This window comes from Halomonas sp. KM-1 (genome assembly GCF_000246875.1).
Taxonomy (GTDB): domain Bacteria; phylum Pseudomonadota; class Gammaproteobacteria; order Pseudomonadales; family Halomonadaceae; genus Halomonas; species Halomonas aerodenitrificans.
In genome coordinates this window covers 94,835-109,468 of sequence record NZ_BAEU01000110.1, presented here as the reverse complement: position 1 = coordinate 109,468, position 14,634 = coordinate 94,835, and the positions used below count along the sequence as shown (strand labels likewise).

Annotated in this window: 16 protein-coding genes; 12 read left to right on the top strand and 4 right to left on the bottom strand. The window is 64.3% G+C overall.

Annotation, left to right across the window (positions count from 1 at the left end):
* Window positions 1-3: 3 nt before the first annotated feature.
* Window positions 4-765, bottom strand: a complete 762-nt coding sequence (locus tag B8115_RS12130; protein ID WP_010628071.1) for a metallophosphoesterase — start codon at window positions 763-765, stop codon at window positions 4-6.
* A 164-nt stretch (window positions 766-929) separates the two neighbouring features.
* Here B8115_RS12130 and B8115_RS12125 point away from each other — a divergent pair, with 164 nt between their 5' ends.
* On the top strand, window positions 930-1,502 hold the full coding sequence (locus B8115_RS12125; RefSeq protein WP_010628070.1) for a hemerythrin domain-containing protein: 573 nt from the start codon (window positions 930-932) through the stop codon (window positions 1,500-1,502).
* Between the two features lie 134 nt (window positions 1,503-1,636).
* On the opposite strand, the gene B8115_RS12120 is transcribed toward B8115_RS12125, so the two are convergent.
* Window positions 1,637-2,056, bottom strand: a complete 420-nt coding sequence (locus B8115_RS12120; RefSeq protein WP_010628069.1) for a VOC family protein — start codon at window positions 2,054-2,056, stop codon at window positions 1,637-1,639.
* Between the two features lie 219 nt (window positions 2,057-2,275).
* Between B8115_RS12120 and B8115_RS12115 the strand changes: the two genes are divergently transcribed.
* From B8115_RS12115 to B8115_RS12085, 7 genes are all read left to right on the top strand, one after another.
* A complete protein-coding gene (locus tag B8115_RS12115; protein ID WP_010628068.1) occupies window positions 2,276-3,151 on the top strand; it encodes an NAD(P)-dependent oxidoreductase in 876 nt (291 codons plus the stop codon).
* A gap of 18 nt (window positions 3,152-3,169) precedes the next feature.
* Entirely contained in the window at window positions 3,170-4,372 is a 1,203-nt protein-coding gene (locus B8115_RS12110) for an MFS transporter (protein ID WP_010628067.1), read from the top strand.
* Window positions 4,373-4,499: 127 nt separating this feature from the next.
* Complete coding sequence (locus tag B8115_RS12105) at window positions 4,500-5,354, top strand: MoxR family ATPase (protein ID WP_010628066.1); 855 nt, start codon at window positions 4,500-4,502, stop codon at window positions 5,352-5,354.
* 3 nt (window positions 5,355-5,357) lie between these two features.
* Window positions 5,358-6,536: a VWA domain-containing protein gene (locus tag B8115_RS12100; protein ID WP_010628065.1), complete on the top strand. Its 1,179-nt coding sequence runs from the start codon at window positions 5,358-5,360 to the stop codon at window positions 6,534-6,536.
* Window positions 6,537-6,727: 191 nt separating this feature from the next.
* A complete protein-coding gene (locus B8115_RS12095) occupies window positions 6,728-7,369 on the top strand; it encodes a hypothetical protein (RefSeq protein WP_010628064.1) in 642 nt (213 codons plus the stop codon).
* Complete coding sequence (locus tag B8115_RS12090) at window positions 7,366-8,124, top strand: DUF3307 domain-containing protein (RefSeq protein ID WP_010628063.1); 759 nt, start codon at window positions 7,366-7,368, stop codon at window positions 8,122-8,124. The genes B8115_RS12095 and B8115_RS12090 overlap by 4 nt, the downstream gene beginning before the upstream one ends.
* A 2-nt stretch (window positions 8,125-8,126) precedes the next feature.
* A complete protein-coding gene (locus B8115_RS12085; RefSeq protein ID WP_010628062.1) occupies window positions 8,127-9,065 on the top strand; it encodes an N-acetylmuramoyl-L-alanine amidase in 939 nt (312 codons plus the stop codon).
* Here the strand turns inward: B8115_RS12085 and B8115_RS12080 are convergent.
* On the bottom strand, window positions 9,062-10,078 hold the full coding sequence (locus B8115_RS12080) for a 1-aminocyclopropane-1-carboxylate deaminase (protein WP_010628061.1): 1,017 nt from the start codon (window positions 10,076-10,078) through the stop codon (window positions 9,062-9,064). The genes B8115_RS12085 and B8115_RS12080 overlap by 4 nt on opposite strands.
* A 192-nt stretch (window positions 10,079-10,270) precedes the next feature.
* On the opposite strand from B8115_RS12080, the gene B8115_RS12070 reads away from it, so the two are divergent.
* Window positions 10,271-10,768, top strand: a complete 498-nt coding sequence (locus B8115_RS12070) for an Lrp/AsnC family transcriptional regulator (RefSeq protein WP_010628059.1) — start codon at window positions 10,271-10,273, stop codon at window positions 10,766-10,768.
* Between the two features lie 40 nt (window positions 10,769-10,808).
* Here B8115_RS12070 and B8115_RS12065 read toward each other — a convergent pair whose 3' ends face one another.
* The gene (locus B8115_RS12065) at window positions 10,809-11,246 is read right to left on the bottom strand and encodes a hypothetical protein (protein WP_010628058.1); all 438 of its coding nucleotides are present in this window, start codon (window positions 11,244-11,246) and stop codon (window positions 10,809-10,811) included.
* Between the two features lie 134 nt (window positions 11,247-11,380).
* Here B8115_RS12065 and B8115_RS12060 point away from each other — a divergent pair, with 134 nt between their 5' ends.
* The 3 genes from B8115_RS12060 (at window position 11,381) to B8115_RS12050 (ending at window position 14,628) form a co-directional block, all read left to right on the top strand.
* Window positions 11,381-11,974 carry a GNAT family N-acetyltransferase gene (locus B8115_RS12060; RefSeq protein ID WP_010628057.1) on the top strand — a complete coding sequence of 198 codons (594 nt, stop codon included), beginning with the start codon at window positions 11,381-11,383 and terminating at the stop codon, window positions 11,972-11,974.
* Window positions 11,975-12,239: 265 nt separating this feature from the next.
* Complete coding sequence (locus B8115_RS12055) at window positions 12,240-13,961, top strand: proline--tRNA ligase (protein WP_010628056.1); 1,722 nt, start codon at window positions 12,240-12,242, stop codon at window positions 13,959-13,961.
* Window positions 13,921-14,628 carry a lytic transglycosylase domain-containing protein gene (locus B8115_RS12050; protein WP_083861829.1) on the top strand — a complete coding sequence of 236 codons (708 nt, stop codon included), beginning with the start codon at window positions 13,921-13,923 and terminating at the stop codon, window positions 14,626-14,628. Before B8115_RS12055 ends, B8115_RS12050 begins: the two co-directional genes overlap by 41 nt.
* Window positions 14,629-14,634 lie beyond the last annotated feature (6 nt).

The following is a 14,634-nucleotide window of genomic DNA, read 5'->3' as shown; positions in this document are numbered from 1 at the left end:
CGCTCATATTTCGACGACCAAGTCGTTCACGAACAGCGGCGGCTCGAACTCGTCGGGGTAGCCGCCTGGGTTGGCCAGTATCCGCGTGCCGCCAAGCACACGATCCACCGGCTCGTGCACGTGGCCGTGAATCCACAGCTCCATACGTCCCATCAGGCTCGGCAGATGAGAGGCAAAGGCTGGCGACAGCGCATCGCCCCGGTAGCGCGGCGGTATACACTCCGCCAAGGGAGCGTGGTGGCTGATCACTACCCGCGGCCCGTCGAAGGGCCGGGTCAGTTCCGCCTCCAGCCAGGACAGCGATTCGGCATGCAGCCGGCGACTCTCCGCCGGGCTGAAGGTCTGCCCTTCCGGCTGTTCGATGATGCTGAAATCGGGCATCATCCAGAGGGCTTTCTGCTCGGTCAGCTCAGGATCATGTTCCGGCTCACCATCGTACAGGGCGAAGTCGGTCCATAGCGTCGTGCCATGAAAGCGCACCCCATCCAGCGTCAGTGAGCGATTGTCGAGCAACTCGATGCCCAGCCGCTCGGCTTCGTACGCCATGGCCTGTCGCAACAGCGGCATGCTGGTGCCATAGAATTCATGATTGCCCGGCACGTAGAGAATGGGCAACCCGGCGAAACGCTCGGCCGCCCAGCTCAGCCCCTCGGCATGCCGGTGAATGTCACCGGCGAGAACCACCGCATCAGCCGGGACGTCCGGCAATTCGCGCCCTTCATCGAAGTGTTCCAGATGAAGGTCGGATAGCACCCTGAGTCGCATGTCCCCTCCCTTTCGAAGCGCAGGATCGTTGATCCGCCTCCTGGCGAGCGATTCAGCATAAGGCGGTAGTGCCCGGCTATGCCAGGTTTGGCTGATACGACCACTCACGGCTATGTTGAGATGGCCTGTTGCAAAAGGCGCAACGACTCAATGGAGGGAGTCTCATGAATCAGCATACCAACACGTCTACACACGACGTCGTCGATATTCTCACCCTCGACCATCGCGAGATGGAGGACCTGCTGGACCAGATCCAGCGTTCCCCCGACGCCGAGCAGCGCCGGGAGCTCACCGATACGCTGATTGCCGAAGTGATGCGTCATTCGGTTGCCGAGGAAATGTACGTCTATCCGGTGATGGAGAAGCGTATTCCCAACGGCAAAGAGGAAGCCGAGCACGACAAGGAGGAGCACGACGAGATCGTCCAGGTGATGAAACAACTGGAAGATGCCGACGCCGCCGAACCGGCCTTCATGGACCATGTGCACAAGCTGGACGAACTGCTGCGCCACCATGCCAAGGACGAGGAAGCCGACCAGTTCCCCCAACTGCGTCAGCGTCTCCCCGAAGAAGAGCGAATCGACCTGGGCAAGAAAGTGGAGAACGCCAAGCAGCTGGCGCCAACCCGCCCTCACCCCAGCGCGCCCCACTCCGAACTGTTCCACAAGACCGTGGGGGCGGGCGTGGGCATGGTCGACCGCCTGCGTGACAAGCTCAGCGGAAGAATGACCGGCTGATCATTACTTGCCGGATCCAGGTGCCTGATTCAAGGCACCTGGATGGTCCGCTCATAATTCAAGTCTGGGGGTACGCCGTAATTGCTTGCCCAATCAACGGCTAGGCGCCATAGCCGAGTCAAAGCAGTGCCTTTTTACCAAGGGTCGTAGGTGCCGAAGTTCCAGAGATGGCCTTCCAGGTCGCGGCAGCTGAAGCCCCTGCCGCCATAATCTTCGTCCTTGATCTCCATGACGATCTCGGCACCAGCCGCTTTGGCGCGGGTGTAGACGGCGTCGGCATCCGAAACGATGAGATAGGCACACTGCGTTTCGGCGCCACCGATCTCATCCGGCTGTTTCATCAGGCGCCCGAACTCACTGTCCGTGGCGGACCCCAGCATGATCATTCCGTTGCCGAACGTCAGTTGAGCATGGGCTATGGAACCATCATCGTTGGCGGCCGCGAATTGCTGCTCGAAGCCGAAGACATGGCAGAGCCATTCAATGGCCGCTGGCGCGTCTCGATAGCGTAGGCAGGGAATCACCTTGGCACGTGTGTTCTTTGTGTCGCTCATATTACTTCCCTCTTGCTCACCTCTTGCGCGACCGCGCTTGTCAATGCCGCCTACCATGAGTGGACCGGCTCCATTTCGGTGGCTGCCTTGAAGCGTAGCCCGATGCGGATCGGTTCACTGAACTTTGCGCTGCGATATACAGTGACCAGCTTGATGGAAAATACTTCCATAGCGCATGCTAGGTGTTCCGCTTCCCTGCCCCCATTCTGGAGAAACGACATGACACAGCCCCGCCTCGGCTTCATCGGCATCGGTCTGATGGGCGACCCCATGACGCGCCGCCTGCTCGATGCCGGCTACATGGTCACGGTATGGAACCGCACAGCGGAGAAGTGCACTCCACTGCGTGAGGCCGGAGCCACGGTGGCAACCTCCATCGCTGAGTTGATGGCAGGGGTGGATGTGGTGATGCTGTGTCTGGCCAACACGGCCGTGGTGGAAGAGGTAGTGTTCGGCGACGGCGGCGTGGCGGCGCATGGCCGCGCGGGACAGCGCCTGGTCGACCTCTCCAGCAGCGACCCGGCGGCAACGCGGCTCTTTGCCGAGAGATTGGAAGAAGAGTGCGGCATGCGTTGGGTGGACGCACCGGTCTCCGGCGGCGTGGCAGGTGCCGAGGCCGGCAGCCTGGCGATCATGTGCGGCGGTGCGGAAGTGGACGTCGAGGCGGTACGTCCCCTGCTGGCTCCGCTCTCGGCGCGGGTGACGCACATGGGCCCGGTGGGCGCGGGCCAGGTGACCAAGGTGTGCAACCAGATGATCGTCGGCTGTCAGGCGGCGGTAATTGCCGAGATGGTGGCCCTGGCCGAGGCCAGCGGCGTGGATGCCTCGCGCTTGACCGAGGCGCTGGCCGGCGGCTTCGCCGACTCCAGGCCGTTCCAGATTCTGACCCCGCGCATGGCGGCAAGGGAGTTCGACAACCCGGCCTGGCATCTGCGCACCCTGCTCAAGGATCTCGACATGGCCGTGGCCCAGAGCCAGCGCGCCGGCAGCGGCACACCGATGACAGGCCTGGCGGCACAGTTGATGCGCACCCACGTCGGCCACGGGCACGCCGAGCACGATCCGGCTACGCTGGTAAAAGCTTATCGACGATAAGCGCAACCAGGACATCCCATGGCGGCCCCATCCCGCGAGAAAGCCAACGTAGCCATTCTGGTCACCGGACAGACTCTGTTCATGATCGCCGCCATCACCGTGATGACGCTGAGCGGCGTGGTGGGTCATCAGCTGAGTCCCGACCCCGGGCTTGCCACGCTACCGATCGCGCTGATGATGGTGGGCACGGTGGTTTCCACGCTGCCCGCTTCGCTGTTCATGAAGAGCGTGGGCCGGCGGCTGGGCTTCATCACCGGCGCGGCTCTGGGTGGTGTAGGCGGTGGCCTGCTGAGCTTCGCGGCCATCGCGGCGGGCTCGTTCTGGCTGTTCTGCGCCGGCAATCTGCTGCTCGGGCTCTACCAGGGCTTCGCCATGTACTACCGCTTCGCCGCCGCCGATGTGGCCAGCCCCGCCTTTCGCAGTCGCGCCATCTCACTGGTGATGGCAGGCGGCGTGGTGGCCGCCTTCCTGGGGCCGTGGAATGCCAGCGCCACCCTCGGCTGGGTGGCCGGGGTGCCCTCGGGCGGCCCCTATCTGGTGATTGCCGTGCTGGCCCTGGTGGCCATCGGCCTGTTGACTCAGCTACGCGTGCCGCCAAGCGGCGAGCCAAAGCCCGGCGACATTTCCCGTCCCATGGCAGTGATCGGCAGCCAGCCGGGCTTTCTGGTCGCTGTGCTGGCCGGCGCCGTGGGCTACGCCATCATGATACTGGTCATGACCGCCACACCGCTGGCCATGCGGGCGGCAGGTTTCGAGATGAGCCAGGTCGCCTTGATCATGCAATGGCACGTGCTCGGCATGTTCGCACCCTCGTTCGTCACCGGCAGCCTCATCGCCCGCTTCGGCGTCGATCGCATCCTGCTGGCCGGTGCCGCCATGTTTGCGGCTGCCGTGCTGCTGGCCAACCTGGGCCAGACGATGGCCCATTTCTGGGTGGCCCTGGTGTCGCTCGGCATCGGCTGGAACTTCCTCTTCGTCGGCGGCAGCGCGCTGCTTTCCACCGTGCATAGCGAGGCAGAGCGGGGCAAGGTACAGGGCATCAACGACCTGATCATCTTCTCGCTGGTTGCCATCGGCTCACTGATGTCGGGCCACCTGTTCCACCGGCTGGGCTGGGAGGCGCTCAACCTGGCCATGCTGCCCTTGATCTTGCTGGTGGCGCTGTCCGTATTGGCCTGGCTGGTGGTGAGGCGACACGCCTCGCGCCCCAGCGTCGATTGAGCTCCTCTTCCCGTCTCGTTGTGAGTCATGGCGGACGCGAGCGTTTCCGTCGTTGTATTTGTCGCCTGCCCCGCCCTTCCGTACACTCGTTTGATTATCCCCTACACGATGCTACGCCGAGGCACCCATGGCTTTCGATTCGACCTCTACCTATGTGGCTACCGATGCCTTGAAGCAGGCGGTGAACGCCGCCGTGACCCTGCAACGCCCGCTGCTGATCAAAGGCGAGCCGGGAACCGGCAAGACCCTGCTGGCCGAAGAGCTGGCCCGCTCGCTTGGCACACGGCTGATCACCTGGCACATCAAGTCCACCACCAAGGCCGCCCAGGGGCTCTACGAGTACGATGCGGTGAGCCGCCTGCGCGACTCCCAGCTCGGCGTGGAGGGCGTGCAGAACGTCGAGAACTACATCAAGCCCGGCAAGCTGTGGGAGGCTTTCACCGCTGACGAGCGCGTGGTGCTGCTGATCGACGAGATCGACAAGGCCGACATCGAATTCCCCAACGATCTGCTCCAGGAGTTGGATCGAATGGAGTTCCATGTCTACGAGACCGGCGAGACCGTGCGCGCCCGTCACCGGCCGATCATCGTCATCACCTCGAACAACGAGAAGGAGCTACCCGACGCCTTCCTGCGCCGCTGCTTCTTCCATTACATCGAGTTCCCCGATCGCGAGACCATGCAGGCCATCGTCGATGTGCATTTCCCCGACATCGCGCCGAAGCTGGTGAGCCAGGCGCTGGAGGTGTTCTTCGACCTGCGCCAGGCACCGGGGCTGAAGAAGAAGCCCTCTACCTCGGAGCTGGTGGATTGGCTCAAGCTGCTGATGGCCGACGAGCTGGCCCGCGAGGCGCTCTACCACCGCGACCCGGTGAAGGCGATCCCGCCGCTGGCCGGCGCCCTGGTGAAAAACGAGCAGGATACCCAACTGCTCGAACGGCTGGCCTTCATGATGCGCCGCCAAGGCAACCAGAGGCGCTGAGCCATGTTCATCGGCCTGTTCGAAACCCTCAAACGCGCCGGCGTGCCGGTATCGCTGCGCGAACTGCTCGACCTGCATGCGGTGGTCGAGCGCGGCGTGGTATTCGCCGACATGGAAGCGTTCTACCAGGTCGCGCGCACCGTGATGGTCAAGGACGAGCGCCACTTCGACCGCTTCGATCGCGCCTTCGCGGCCTGGTTCGACGGCCTGGAAAACCTCGATGCAGCCATCGAGGCGCTGATTCCCGACGACTGGCTGCGCCGCGAGTTCGAAAAACAGCTCTCCGAGGAAGAGAAGGCGCAGATCGAATCCCTGGGCGGCCTGGAGCAGCTGATCGAGACCTTCAAGAAGCGCCTGGAAGAGCAGAAGGAGCGCCACGCCGGCGGCAACAAGTGGATCGGCACCGGCGGCACTAGCCCCTTCGGTGCCTATGGCTACAACCCCGAGGGTATTCGCATCGGCCAGCAGGGCTCACGCCACCGCCGGGCGGTGAAGGTGTGGGACGAACGCCGCTTCCGCGACTACGACGACTCCCTCGAACTCGGTACGCGCAACATCAAGATGGCGCTGCGCCGACTGCGCAAGTTCGCCCGCCAGGGCGCGGCCGAGGAGTTCGACGTCGACGCCACCATTCGCGACACCGCCCGCGACGCCGGTCTGCTCAACGTGCGCATGCGCCCGGAGCGGCACAACACGGTGAAGGTGCTGCTGTTCCTCGACGTGGGCGGCTCCATGGACGATCACATCCGCGTCTGCGAGGAGCTGTTCTCCGCCGCCCGCTCGGAGTTCAAGCATCTGGAGCACTACTACTTTCACAACTGCTTGTACGAAGGTGTCTGGCGCAACAACTACCGCCGCACCAGCGAGCGCATCCCCACCATGGACGTGTTGCATACCTACGGCCGCGACTACCAGGTGGTGATAGTCGGCGATGCCGCCATGTCGCCCTACGAGGTGACACACCCCGGCGGCAGCGTGGAGCACTTCAACGAGGAGGCCGGTGCCGTATGGCTCAAGCGCCTGGCCGACAAGTTCCCCCGTCTGGCCTGGCTCAATCCCATGCCGCCGCGAGCCTGGGAGTACACCCACTCCACCCAGTTGATCCGTCAGCTGATCGACGACCGCATGTACCCCATGACCCTGGAAGGGCTCGAAAACGCCATGCGCGATCTGGCGCGCTGATGCTTGCCCCATGCCTGGCTCACCCATATACTGTATATTCATACATGTTTTGTATGGCTGGCCACCCTGTTCGGCCAGCCCGGGCAAACGACAATGGCGAATGGACTCGCTATAGCCCTTTTTGGTTATTATGTTGAAAAATAGCCTTTAAGGGCTATTATCAGGACATCACCGACGCGTAGAGCAAGCCTATGGCGCAGCGCATTGCCGTTCTCACGGGCGACCTGGTCGACTCCCGCAAGGCCAGCGATCCCCAGCGGCTCTTTCAGGTACTCGATACCGCCATCGAGGCGATCACCGTGCGCTACGGCGGGCAGAGCGAGCGCTATCGTGGCGACGGGTTCCAGATCGCCCTGCCCGACCCGACGGTCGCCATGCCCGCGGCGGTGCTGCTGCGTGCGGCTCTGATTCGCCATTCGGAGGAGCACCAGCGCTGGGATGCGCGCATTGCCGTTGCCATCGGCCAGGATGCCTGGCAACCCGGGCAGCGGGTCACCGAAGCCAGCGGCGAGGTATTCGTGCGCTCCGGCCAGACCCTGGATACCATGAGCGAAGGCACGGCCCACCTCGCGCTCAGCCTGGTCGAGGAGCCCAACAGCGAGTGTCTGGCACTGCTGACCCGCTTTGTCGACGATCTGCTCGACGGCTGGTCGCGCTACTCCGCCGAAACCGTCTATCTCAGCCTGTGGCACGAGGAATCCCAGCAGGCGCTGGCCAAGCGGCTCGGCATCAGCCAGCCTAGCGTGCACAAGCGACTGCGGGCCGCGCGCTGGGCACTGCTCGACGACTATCTGCGCTATCTCGGCCAACGATTCAAGGACGACCCACGATGAACGCCGATCTCTCGCTGCTGCTGGGGCTTGTGCTGGTCCATCTGCTCGGTGACTTCGCCCTGCAGCCCAGCCGCTGGGTCGAGGCGCGTTACATGCACAAGGTGCGCTCCGCTCAGCTCTACCTGCACGCGGCGCTACATGGCGCCCTGGCCCTGACGGTGCTGAGTGCGGCCACACTGACTCAGGCCACTGGCGCTTCCTGGAACATGGTGCTGAGTGGCGCGGCAGCGATTGCCGTGAGCCATGCCGTGATCGACCTCGGCAAGGCCTATCTGTCACCCATGCGGCTGCGCTGGTTCATGCTCGACCAGCTGCTGCATCTGCTGGTGTTGATAGGCGTCTGGCTGAGCTGGCTGGGCCACTGGGAGCCGCTGGTGGCGTTCTGGCAGTGGCTGTTCACGCCACGGGTGCTCGGCACCGCCGTCGCCTACGTGCTCGTCACCCGCCCGCTGTCGATCGTCATCGCCCTGGTGATACAGCGCTGGAGCGCCCAGATCGATAATCCGGGCACACTCATTGCCGCCGGCGCCCGTATCGGCATGGCCGAGCGGGTGCTGGTGCTGACCCTGGTGCTGCTCGACCAGTTGACCGCCATCGGCTTCCTGCTGGCGGCCAAGTCGGTGCTGCGCTTCGGGGAGCTGCGCGGCGCCCAGGATCGAAAGCTGACCGAGTACGTGTTGATGGGCACTCTGCTCAGCGTCTCGACTGCCATGGTGCTCGGTTTGTTGATACGACTGGCGGTACAGGGGAGCTGAGCATGTCGAAGCGTTGGACAGCCATCATGAGCATCGCCCTGGCCGGCGCGTGGCTGGCCGGCTGCGCCGCACCGGAACAGCTTGAGCGGCGCAGCGGCTATGTAGTGGATCACTCCTGGGTAGCTCCTTCGCACAACAGTCGAGTGCGCCATCTGGTGATGCATTACACCGATATCGACGAAGCCGAGTCGCTGGCCGTGCTCACCGGCCCTCATGTCAGCGCCCATTACGTGCTGCCTCTGCCGCCGCGGGACCACCGCGGCCAGCCGCTAGTCTATCAACTGGTCGACGAGAACCGCCGCGCCTGGCATGCCGGCGCCAGCGCCTGGCGGGGGCGCATCAACATCAACGACACCTCCATCGGCATCGAGATCGTCAATCTCGGGCCCGACCGCCCCTATGCCGAGGTGGAACGCCTGCTGGAAGAGAACCCGGAAGCGTCGGTGGATATCCAATGGGCGCCCTATCCCGACGCCCAGATCGAGGCGCTGATCGCGCTGTCCCGGGACATCATCGAACGCCACGGCATCCACCCCGCCGACGTGGTGGCCCACTCCGACATCTCGCCCACCCGCAAGATCGACCCCGGCCCGCGCTTCCCCTGGCGCGAACTGTACGAAGCGGGTATCGGGGTGTGGCCAGAAGACGATGCAGTAGCAAGCTGGCAGGCGCGCTTCGAAGCGCAGCCGCCAGCGCTGAGCGTCTTGCAGGAGGCGCTAAGGGTATGGGGCTATCCGCTGAAAGAGACTGGCGAGCTGGACCGTGAAACCCGGGCCGTGCTGCGGGCCTTCCAGATGCGCTTCCGCCCAAGCGACTATCGCGGCACGCCGGATGCGGAAACCGCCGCCATCCTGTGGGCGCTGCTGGAGCGCTATCGTCCAGCAGCGCTGGATGGCCTCGCCCCGTCGTTACGTCATAGTCAACCGTTACGCAACAGTTAGCCGTTACGAAACAGATAGCTGTAGGCGTTCAACGCCGGCACCCCACCCAGGTGGGCGTAGAGCACGCGGGAGCCCTCGGGGAACTCGCCGTTGCGCACCATATCGATCATGCCCTGCATCGACTTGCCCTCGTAGACCGGATCGGTCAGCACGCCTTCGAGGCGCGCACAGAGACGGATCGCCTCCAGCGTGCCTTCGCTGGGCAAGCCGTATTCGGGGCCGCCGTAGCGGGCATCCAGTACCACGTCCTCATCGGCGATCCCCCCTTCCAGCTCGACCAGTTCGGCAGTGTGTCGGGCAATGCGCAGGATCTGTTCGCGGGTGCGCTCCGGCTTGGCCGAGGCGTCGATGCCGATCACCCGCCGCGCCCGGCCGTCGGCGGCGAAGCCGACCACCATGCCGGCCTGAGTGCTGCCGGTCACCGAGCAGACCACGATGTAGTCGAACTTGAAGCCAAGCTCCCGCTCCTGCTGGCGCACCTCTTCAGCGAACCCGACGAAGCCCAGGCCGCCATAGGGATGCTCGGAACAGCCGGCGGGAATCGGGAAAGGCTTGCCGCCGCGCTCGCGCACGTCCTCCAGCGCCTGCTCCCAACTGGGACGGATGCCGATGTCGAAGCCCGCCTCGTCGAGGCGCACCTCGGCGCCCATGATGCGCGACATCTCGATGTTGCCGACTCTGTCGTACACGGCGTCCGAGTAGTTGACCCAGTCTTCCTGTACCAGCACGCATTGCATGCCGAGATGGGCCGCCACGGCAGCGACCTGGCGCGTCTGGTTGGACTGGATGCCGCCGATGGAAACCAGCGTGTCACAGCCCTGTTCCAGAGCCTCGGGAATCAGGTATTCGAGCTTGCGTGTCTTGTTGCCGCCGAAAGCAAGGCCGCTGTTGCAGTCTTCACGCTTGGCGTACAGCTCGACCTTACCGCCAAGATGGTCGCTGAGGCGCTTCAGCGGGGTGATGGGTGACGGTCCGAAGGTCAATGGATATCGGGGAAAGCGCTGCAAGTTCATGGAGTTTCTCCTGCTGACGAAGCAAATGGCAATGGTCGGTCCGCTCGGCCACCGGAGCTTGACCTTTTTTCATACTACTCGTCAGAAAGAGTTGCCTGGTTGCAAAATAGGGTCGATTATTAAAACCAAAGAAGGCTTTTTCTCGCTTCTTGCGAATATAAGTCCGTATATAGACATGAGAAGGAAATAAAATTGCGCGACACGACCACTCACTCCGCTTCCGCGACTGCCGCCGAGCTGGATCGCATCGACAAGCGTATTCTCAGGCGGCTGCAGCAGGACGCCTCGATCTCCAACGTGGCGCTGGCGGCCGAGGTCAATCTCAGCCCACCCGCCTGCCTGCGGCGCGTCGAACGGCTAAAACGGGAAGGCCTGATCCGCGGCATCGTCGCGCACCTCGATCCCGAACGGCTCAATGCCGGCATGGTGGTGTTGATAGGGGTGGTGTTGGATCGCTCGACGCCGGCGTCCTTTGCCGCCTTCGAGGAGGCCGCGCAGCGCGTCACCGGCTGCATGGAGTGCCATGTCGTCACCGGCGAGTTCGACTACTTCATGCTGGTCAGAACTCGAGATAGCCAGAGCTTCAACAAGCTGCACGCCGAACAACTACTCTACTTGCCCGGGGTGCGCCAGATCCGCTCGTTCATGGGCCTGAAAGAAGTGGTTTCGACCCACCGGGTGCCGCTATAGCATCTAAGGGCACCCGGTAGATCGATGGAGGATCTTGCTCTTACAGCGTGGCCAACCGCTCCTTGTCATTCACTCCGGCCATGCGCACCAGCGCCAGGGCCTCGTCGAGGCTTTCCACCTCTTCGACCCGCAGCAGCTCGCTGTCGAGACTGACCCGCTTGCCGGTCTTCTCTGAGAGCAGCTTCTCGAGGGTCGGCACGTCCATGTTCTCATCCATGATCAGGGTATCGACGCTGGCCGTGTCGTGGGTGCCGGGAAGGTAGATGGTGCCGTTGGAGAAGTCCACGGCGTAGGCGATCACGCCAGGAACGATGAAGAACAGCAGGCCCACGCCGTTGGCGATGGCGACCACCGGGTCGATACGCCCACTCATCTGGCCTTTGCGCTCGGGGTGGAAGACGGTACCGCAGCCCACCAGGGCGGTGATGGAAACGCCAAGCACCAGGCCGGTCAGGGCACGACGGATCAGGATCCTCATGGAAGGGATGCTCCGCAGAAGTCGGGTTACCGGCGTCGAGGGCGATTGCCGCCCTGGGCGCCGCCATGGAGAATGGCGGGAGATTACCACAGTCACGACTGATACGAGCGTTTACATTTTTCACGGAGGCCCACATGAGCGAGATCGGATTACATACCTGCCAGGGCAGCGCCATCGAGCCACGGCTGGAGGAACTGGCTCATTTGCGCATCACCGTGTTCCGTGACTTTCCCTATCTCTATGACGGCAGCTTCGACTACGAGGCCGACTACCTGCGCCGTTACGCCGAGTGTCCCGACAGCCTGTTCGTACTGGCCGAGGATGGCGATGCTCTGGTGGGAGCCGCCACGGGCATGCCGCTGGCCAAGGACGTGGCGGAGTTTCGCGCCCCCTTCGAGCAGGCCGGCTTCGATGTGAACAGCGTGTTCTACTACGGCGAGTCGGTGCTGCTGCCGAGCTACCGTGGCCGCGGCATCGGCAAGGCCTTTCTTGCCAAGCGCGAGCATCACGCTGCCGAACGCGGCTTTACCACCGTCGCCTTCTGCGCCGTGGAGCGCCCTGACGACCACCCGCTGAAACCGGCAGGCTATGTGCCGTTGCACGGCTTCTGGCGCTCCCAGGGCTACGAGCGCCACCCGGAGCTCGCCACCACCTTCCACTGGAAAGACATCGGCGAGCCGACGGAGACCGACAAGCCAATGGTGTTCTGGCTGAAGTCGCTGCAGTAACCTGCACACAGACTGAGCCACCGCGAGCGAGGGGCGCCGGGGACAGGGCGCAGAGGAGGTCTTTTGCCATGGATGGCAAAAGTAGCGCCCAGGGATGGGTTTACAGCGCCTCCTCGGAGCCCTGTCGACGGATAAGCCCCGAGCAGCCATGCCAGGTTGAGCAACGCTTTTGCCGCCGTTCCCCGTTGGCCTTACAATGCCCCGAACGCCGCTCGCCGCGGCATCTCGACTCATGTCAGCCCACGCTGAAGGAAACGCCGGACCCATGCGCGCCACCCAACTGTTGATTGCCACCCTCAAGGAAACGCCTGCCGACGCCGAGGTCATCAGCCACCAGCTGATGCTGCGTGCCGGCATGATCCGCCGCCTCACCTCGGGCCTGTACACCTGGCTGCCGATCGGCCTGCGCACCCTGCGTAAGGTGGAACGCATCGTGCGCGAGGAAATGGACCGCGCCGGCGCCCAGGAAGTCTTGATGCCGGCGGTGCAGCCCGCCGAGCTGTGGCAGGAGTCGGGCCGCTGGGAGCAGTACGGCCCCGAGCTGCTGCGCCTGAAGGACCGCCATGAGCGCGACTACTGTGTCGGCCCCACCCACGAAGAGGTGATCACCGACCTGATGCGCCGCGAGCTCTCCAGCTACAAGCAGCTGCCGGCCAACTTCTATCAGATCCAGACCAAGTTCCGCGACGAGATCCGCCCTCGCTTCGGCGTGATGCGCTCGCGCGAGTTCATCATGAAGGATGCCTATTCCTTCCACTTGGACCAGGACTCCCTCAAGGAGACCTACCAGGCGATGTATGACGCCTACACGCGCATCTTCACCCGCCTGGGCCTGGATTTCCGTCCGGTGCTGGCCGACACCGGCGCCATCGGTGGCGACAACTCCCACGAGTTCCACGTACTGGCCGACTCCGGCGAGGATGACATCGCGTTCTCCACCGAATCGGACTACGCCGCCAACATCGAGAAGGCCGAGGCGCTGCCCGCACCTCTGGGCACCAACCCCGAGCGCGCCGCGCCGAGCGAAGCGCTGCGCCTGGTCGACACGCCCAACGCCAAGACCATCGCCGCCCTGGTGGAACAGCACGGCCTGCCCATCGAGAAGACCATCAAGACCCTGATGGTGCGCGCCGCCGAAGGTGGCCTGATTGCCCTGCTGGTGCGCGGCGACCACGAGCTAAACGAGATCAAGGCCGAGAACCTGCCCGAGGTGGCCGCCCCGCTGACCATGGCCACGGAAGAAGAGATTCGCGCCGTGGTGGGCGCCGGTCCCGGCTCGCTGGGTCCGGTGAAGCTGAACATGCCGATCATCGTCGACCGCAGCGTGGCCCTGATGAGCGACTTCGGCGCCGGTGCCAACATCGACGGCAAGCACTACTTCGGCATCAACTGGGAGCGCGACGTGGCGCTGCCCAAGGTGGCCGACATCCGCAACGTGGTCGAGGGCGACCCCTCACCGGACGGCAAGGGCACGCTCTCGATCAAGCGCGGCATCGAGGTCGGTCACGTGTTCCAGTTGGGCAAGAAGTACTCCGAGGCGATGAACGCCACGGTGCTCGACGACAACGGCAAGGCGGCACATACCTGGATGGGCTGCTACGGCATCGGCGTGACCCGCGTGGTGGCCGCCGCCATCGAGCAGAACCACGACGCGGCCGGCATCATCTGGCCCAATGCCATCGCTCCCTTCCAGGTGGCACTGGTACCGATGAACGCACACAAGTCGCAGCGCGTGCGCGAAGAGTCCGAGCGGCTCTACGAGGCGCTGACGGCTGCCGGTATCGACGTGCTGCTGGACGACCGCGACCTGCGTCCCGGGGTGAAGTTCGCCGACCAGGAGCTGATCGGCATACCCCACCGCCTGGTGGTCGGCGACCGCGGGCTGGACAATGGCGAGCTGGAGTACAAGGGGCGGCGTGACAGTGAAGCGACCATGGTCCCGGCCGATGGCATCGTCGAGTTCCTGCGCGAGCGGATCGGCGCCTGACCGGCGACTGGCCGCCGCGGCCCTGCTGGCCGCGGCCGGCCTTTTCGCCCCGCCACTGACGGGTGAAGAGCGGCTCAGCCCAGGTGGGAGCGAGCCAACGAACCTGGCCGACGCCCTACCCGCGGCCTTGCAGACCCCGCCTGCCCAGCGCGTGCGGGTGGAGCCCGACATTCCGCCCTCGTTGCGCCAGACTCTCGACACCCTGGTTGCCGTGCCGCCCTCGCCGGATCAGATATGGGCGGCGCGTCGCTGGATGAGCCAGATGGAACCCAAGCTCGCACGCTTCATCCCCGACGAGGCACTGCGTGGAGAAATGCTAACCCGTATCTATCACGAAGCGCGCCTGGCCGGCCTGGCACCGGAGATCGTTCTGGCCGTCATTCAGGTGGAAAGTGCCTTTCAGCCGGAAGCCGTCTCCTCAGCCGGCGCCGTCGGGCTGATGCAGATCATGCCATTCTGGATTCGCGAGCTGGGCCGCTCCGCCGACGACCTGATGGATCCATGGTTGAACCTGCGCTACGGCTGCACCATTCTTGCCCACTATCTCGCCGTGGAGCGCGGCGACCTCACCCGCGCCCTGGCCCGCTACAACGGCAGCCTGGGCCAGACCTGGTATCCCGAGCGGGTGATGCGCGCCTGGCACGACAACTGGTGGCTCGCACGCTGACCCTCG

Excerpts from the sequence above, each read along its gene's own strand:
- B8115_RS12100 (WP_010628065.1), top strand. The coding sequence starts at position 5,358 with ATGTTCATCGGCCTGTTCGAAACCCTCAAACGCGCCGGCGTGCCGGTA.
- B8115_RS12065 (WP_010628058.1), bottom strand. The coding sequence starts at position 11,246 with ATGAGGATCCTGATCCGTCGTGCCCTGACCGGCCTGGTGCTTGGCGTT.
- B8115_RS12080 (WP_010628061.1), bottom strand. The coding sequence starts at position 10,078 with ATGAACTTGCAGCGCTTTCCCCGATATCCATTGACCTTCGGACCGTCA.
- B8115_RS12105 (WP_010628066.1), top strand. The coding sequence starts at position 4,500 with ATGGCTTTCGATTCGACCTCTACCTATGTGGCTACCGATGCCTTGAAG.
- B8115_RS12130 (WP_010628071.1), bottom strand. The coding sequence starts at position 765 with ATGCGACTCAGGGTGCTATCCGACCTTCATCTGGAACACTTCGATGAA.
- B8115_RS12125 (WP_010628070.1), top strand. The coding sequence starts at position 930 with ATGAATCAGCATACCAACACGTCTACACACGACGTCGTCGATATTCTC.
- B8115_RS12055 (WP_010628056.1), top strand. The coding sequence starts at position 12,240 with ATGCGCGCCACCCAACTGTTGATTGCCACCCTCAAGGAAACGCCTGCC.
- B8115_RS12050 (WP_083861829.1), top strand. The coding sequence starts at position 13,921 with ATGGCATCGTCGAGTTCCTGCGCGAGCGGATCGGCGCCTGACCGGCGA.
- B8115_RS12095 (WP_010628064.1), top strand. The coding sequence starts at position 6,728 with ATGGCGCAGCGCATTGCCGTTCTCACGGGCGACCTGGTCGACTCCCGC.
- B8115_RS12120 (WP_010628069.1), bottom strand. The coding sequence starts at position 2,056 with ATGAGCGACACAAAGAACACACGTGCCAAGGTGATTCCCTGCCTACGC.
- B8115_RS12085 (WP_010628062.1), top strand. The coding sequence starts at position 8,127 with ATGTCGAAGCGTTGGACAGCCATCATGAGCATCGCCCTGGCCGGCGCG.
- B8115_RS12110 (WP_010628067.1), top strand. The coding sequence starts at position 3,170 with ATGGCGGCCCCATCCCGCGAGAAAGCCAACGTAGCCATTCTGGTCACC.
- B8115_RS12090 (WP_010628063.1), top strand. The coding sequence starts at position 7,366 with ATGAACGCCGATCTCTCGCTGCTGCTGGGGCTTGTGCTGGTCCATCTG.
- B8115_RS12115 (WP_010628068.1), top strand. The coding sequence starts at position 2,276 with ATGACACAGCCCCGCCTCGGCTTCATCGGCATCGGTCTGATGGGCGAC.
- B8115_RS12060 (WP_010628057.1), top strand. The coding sequence starts at position 11,381 with ATGAGCGAGATCGGATTACATACCTGCCAGGGCAGCGCCATCGAGCCA.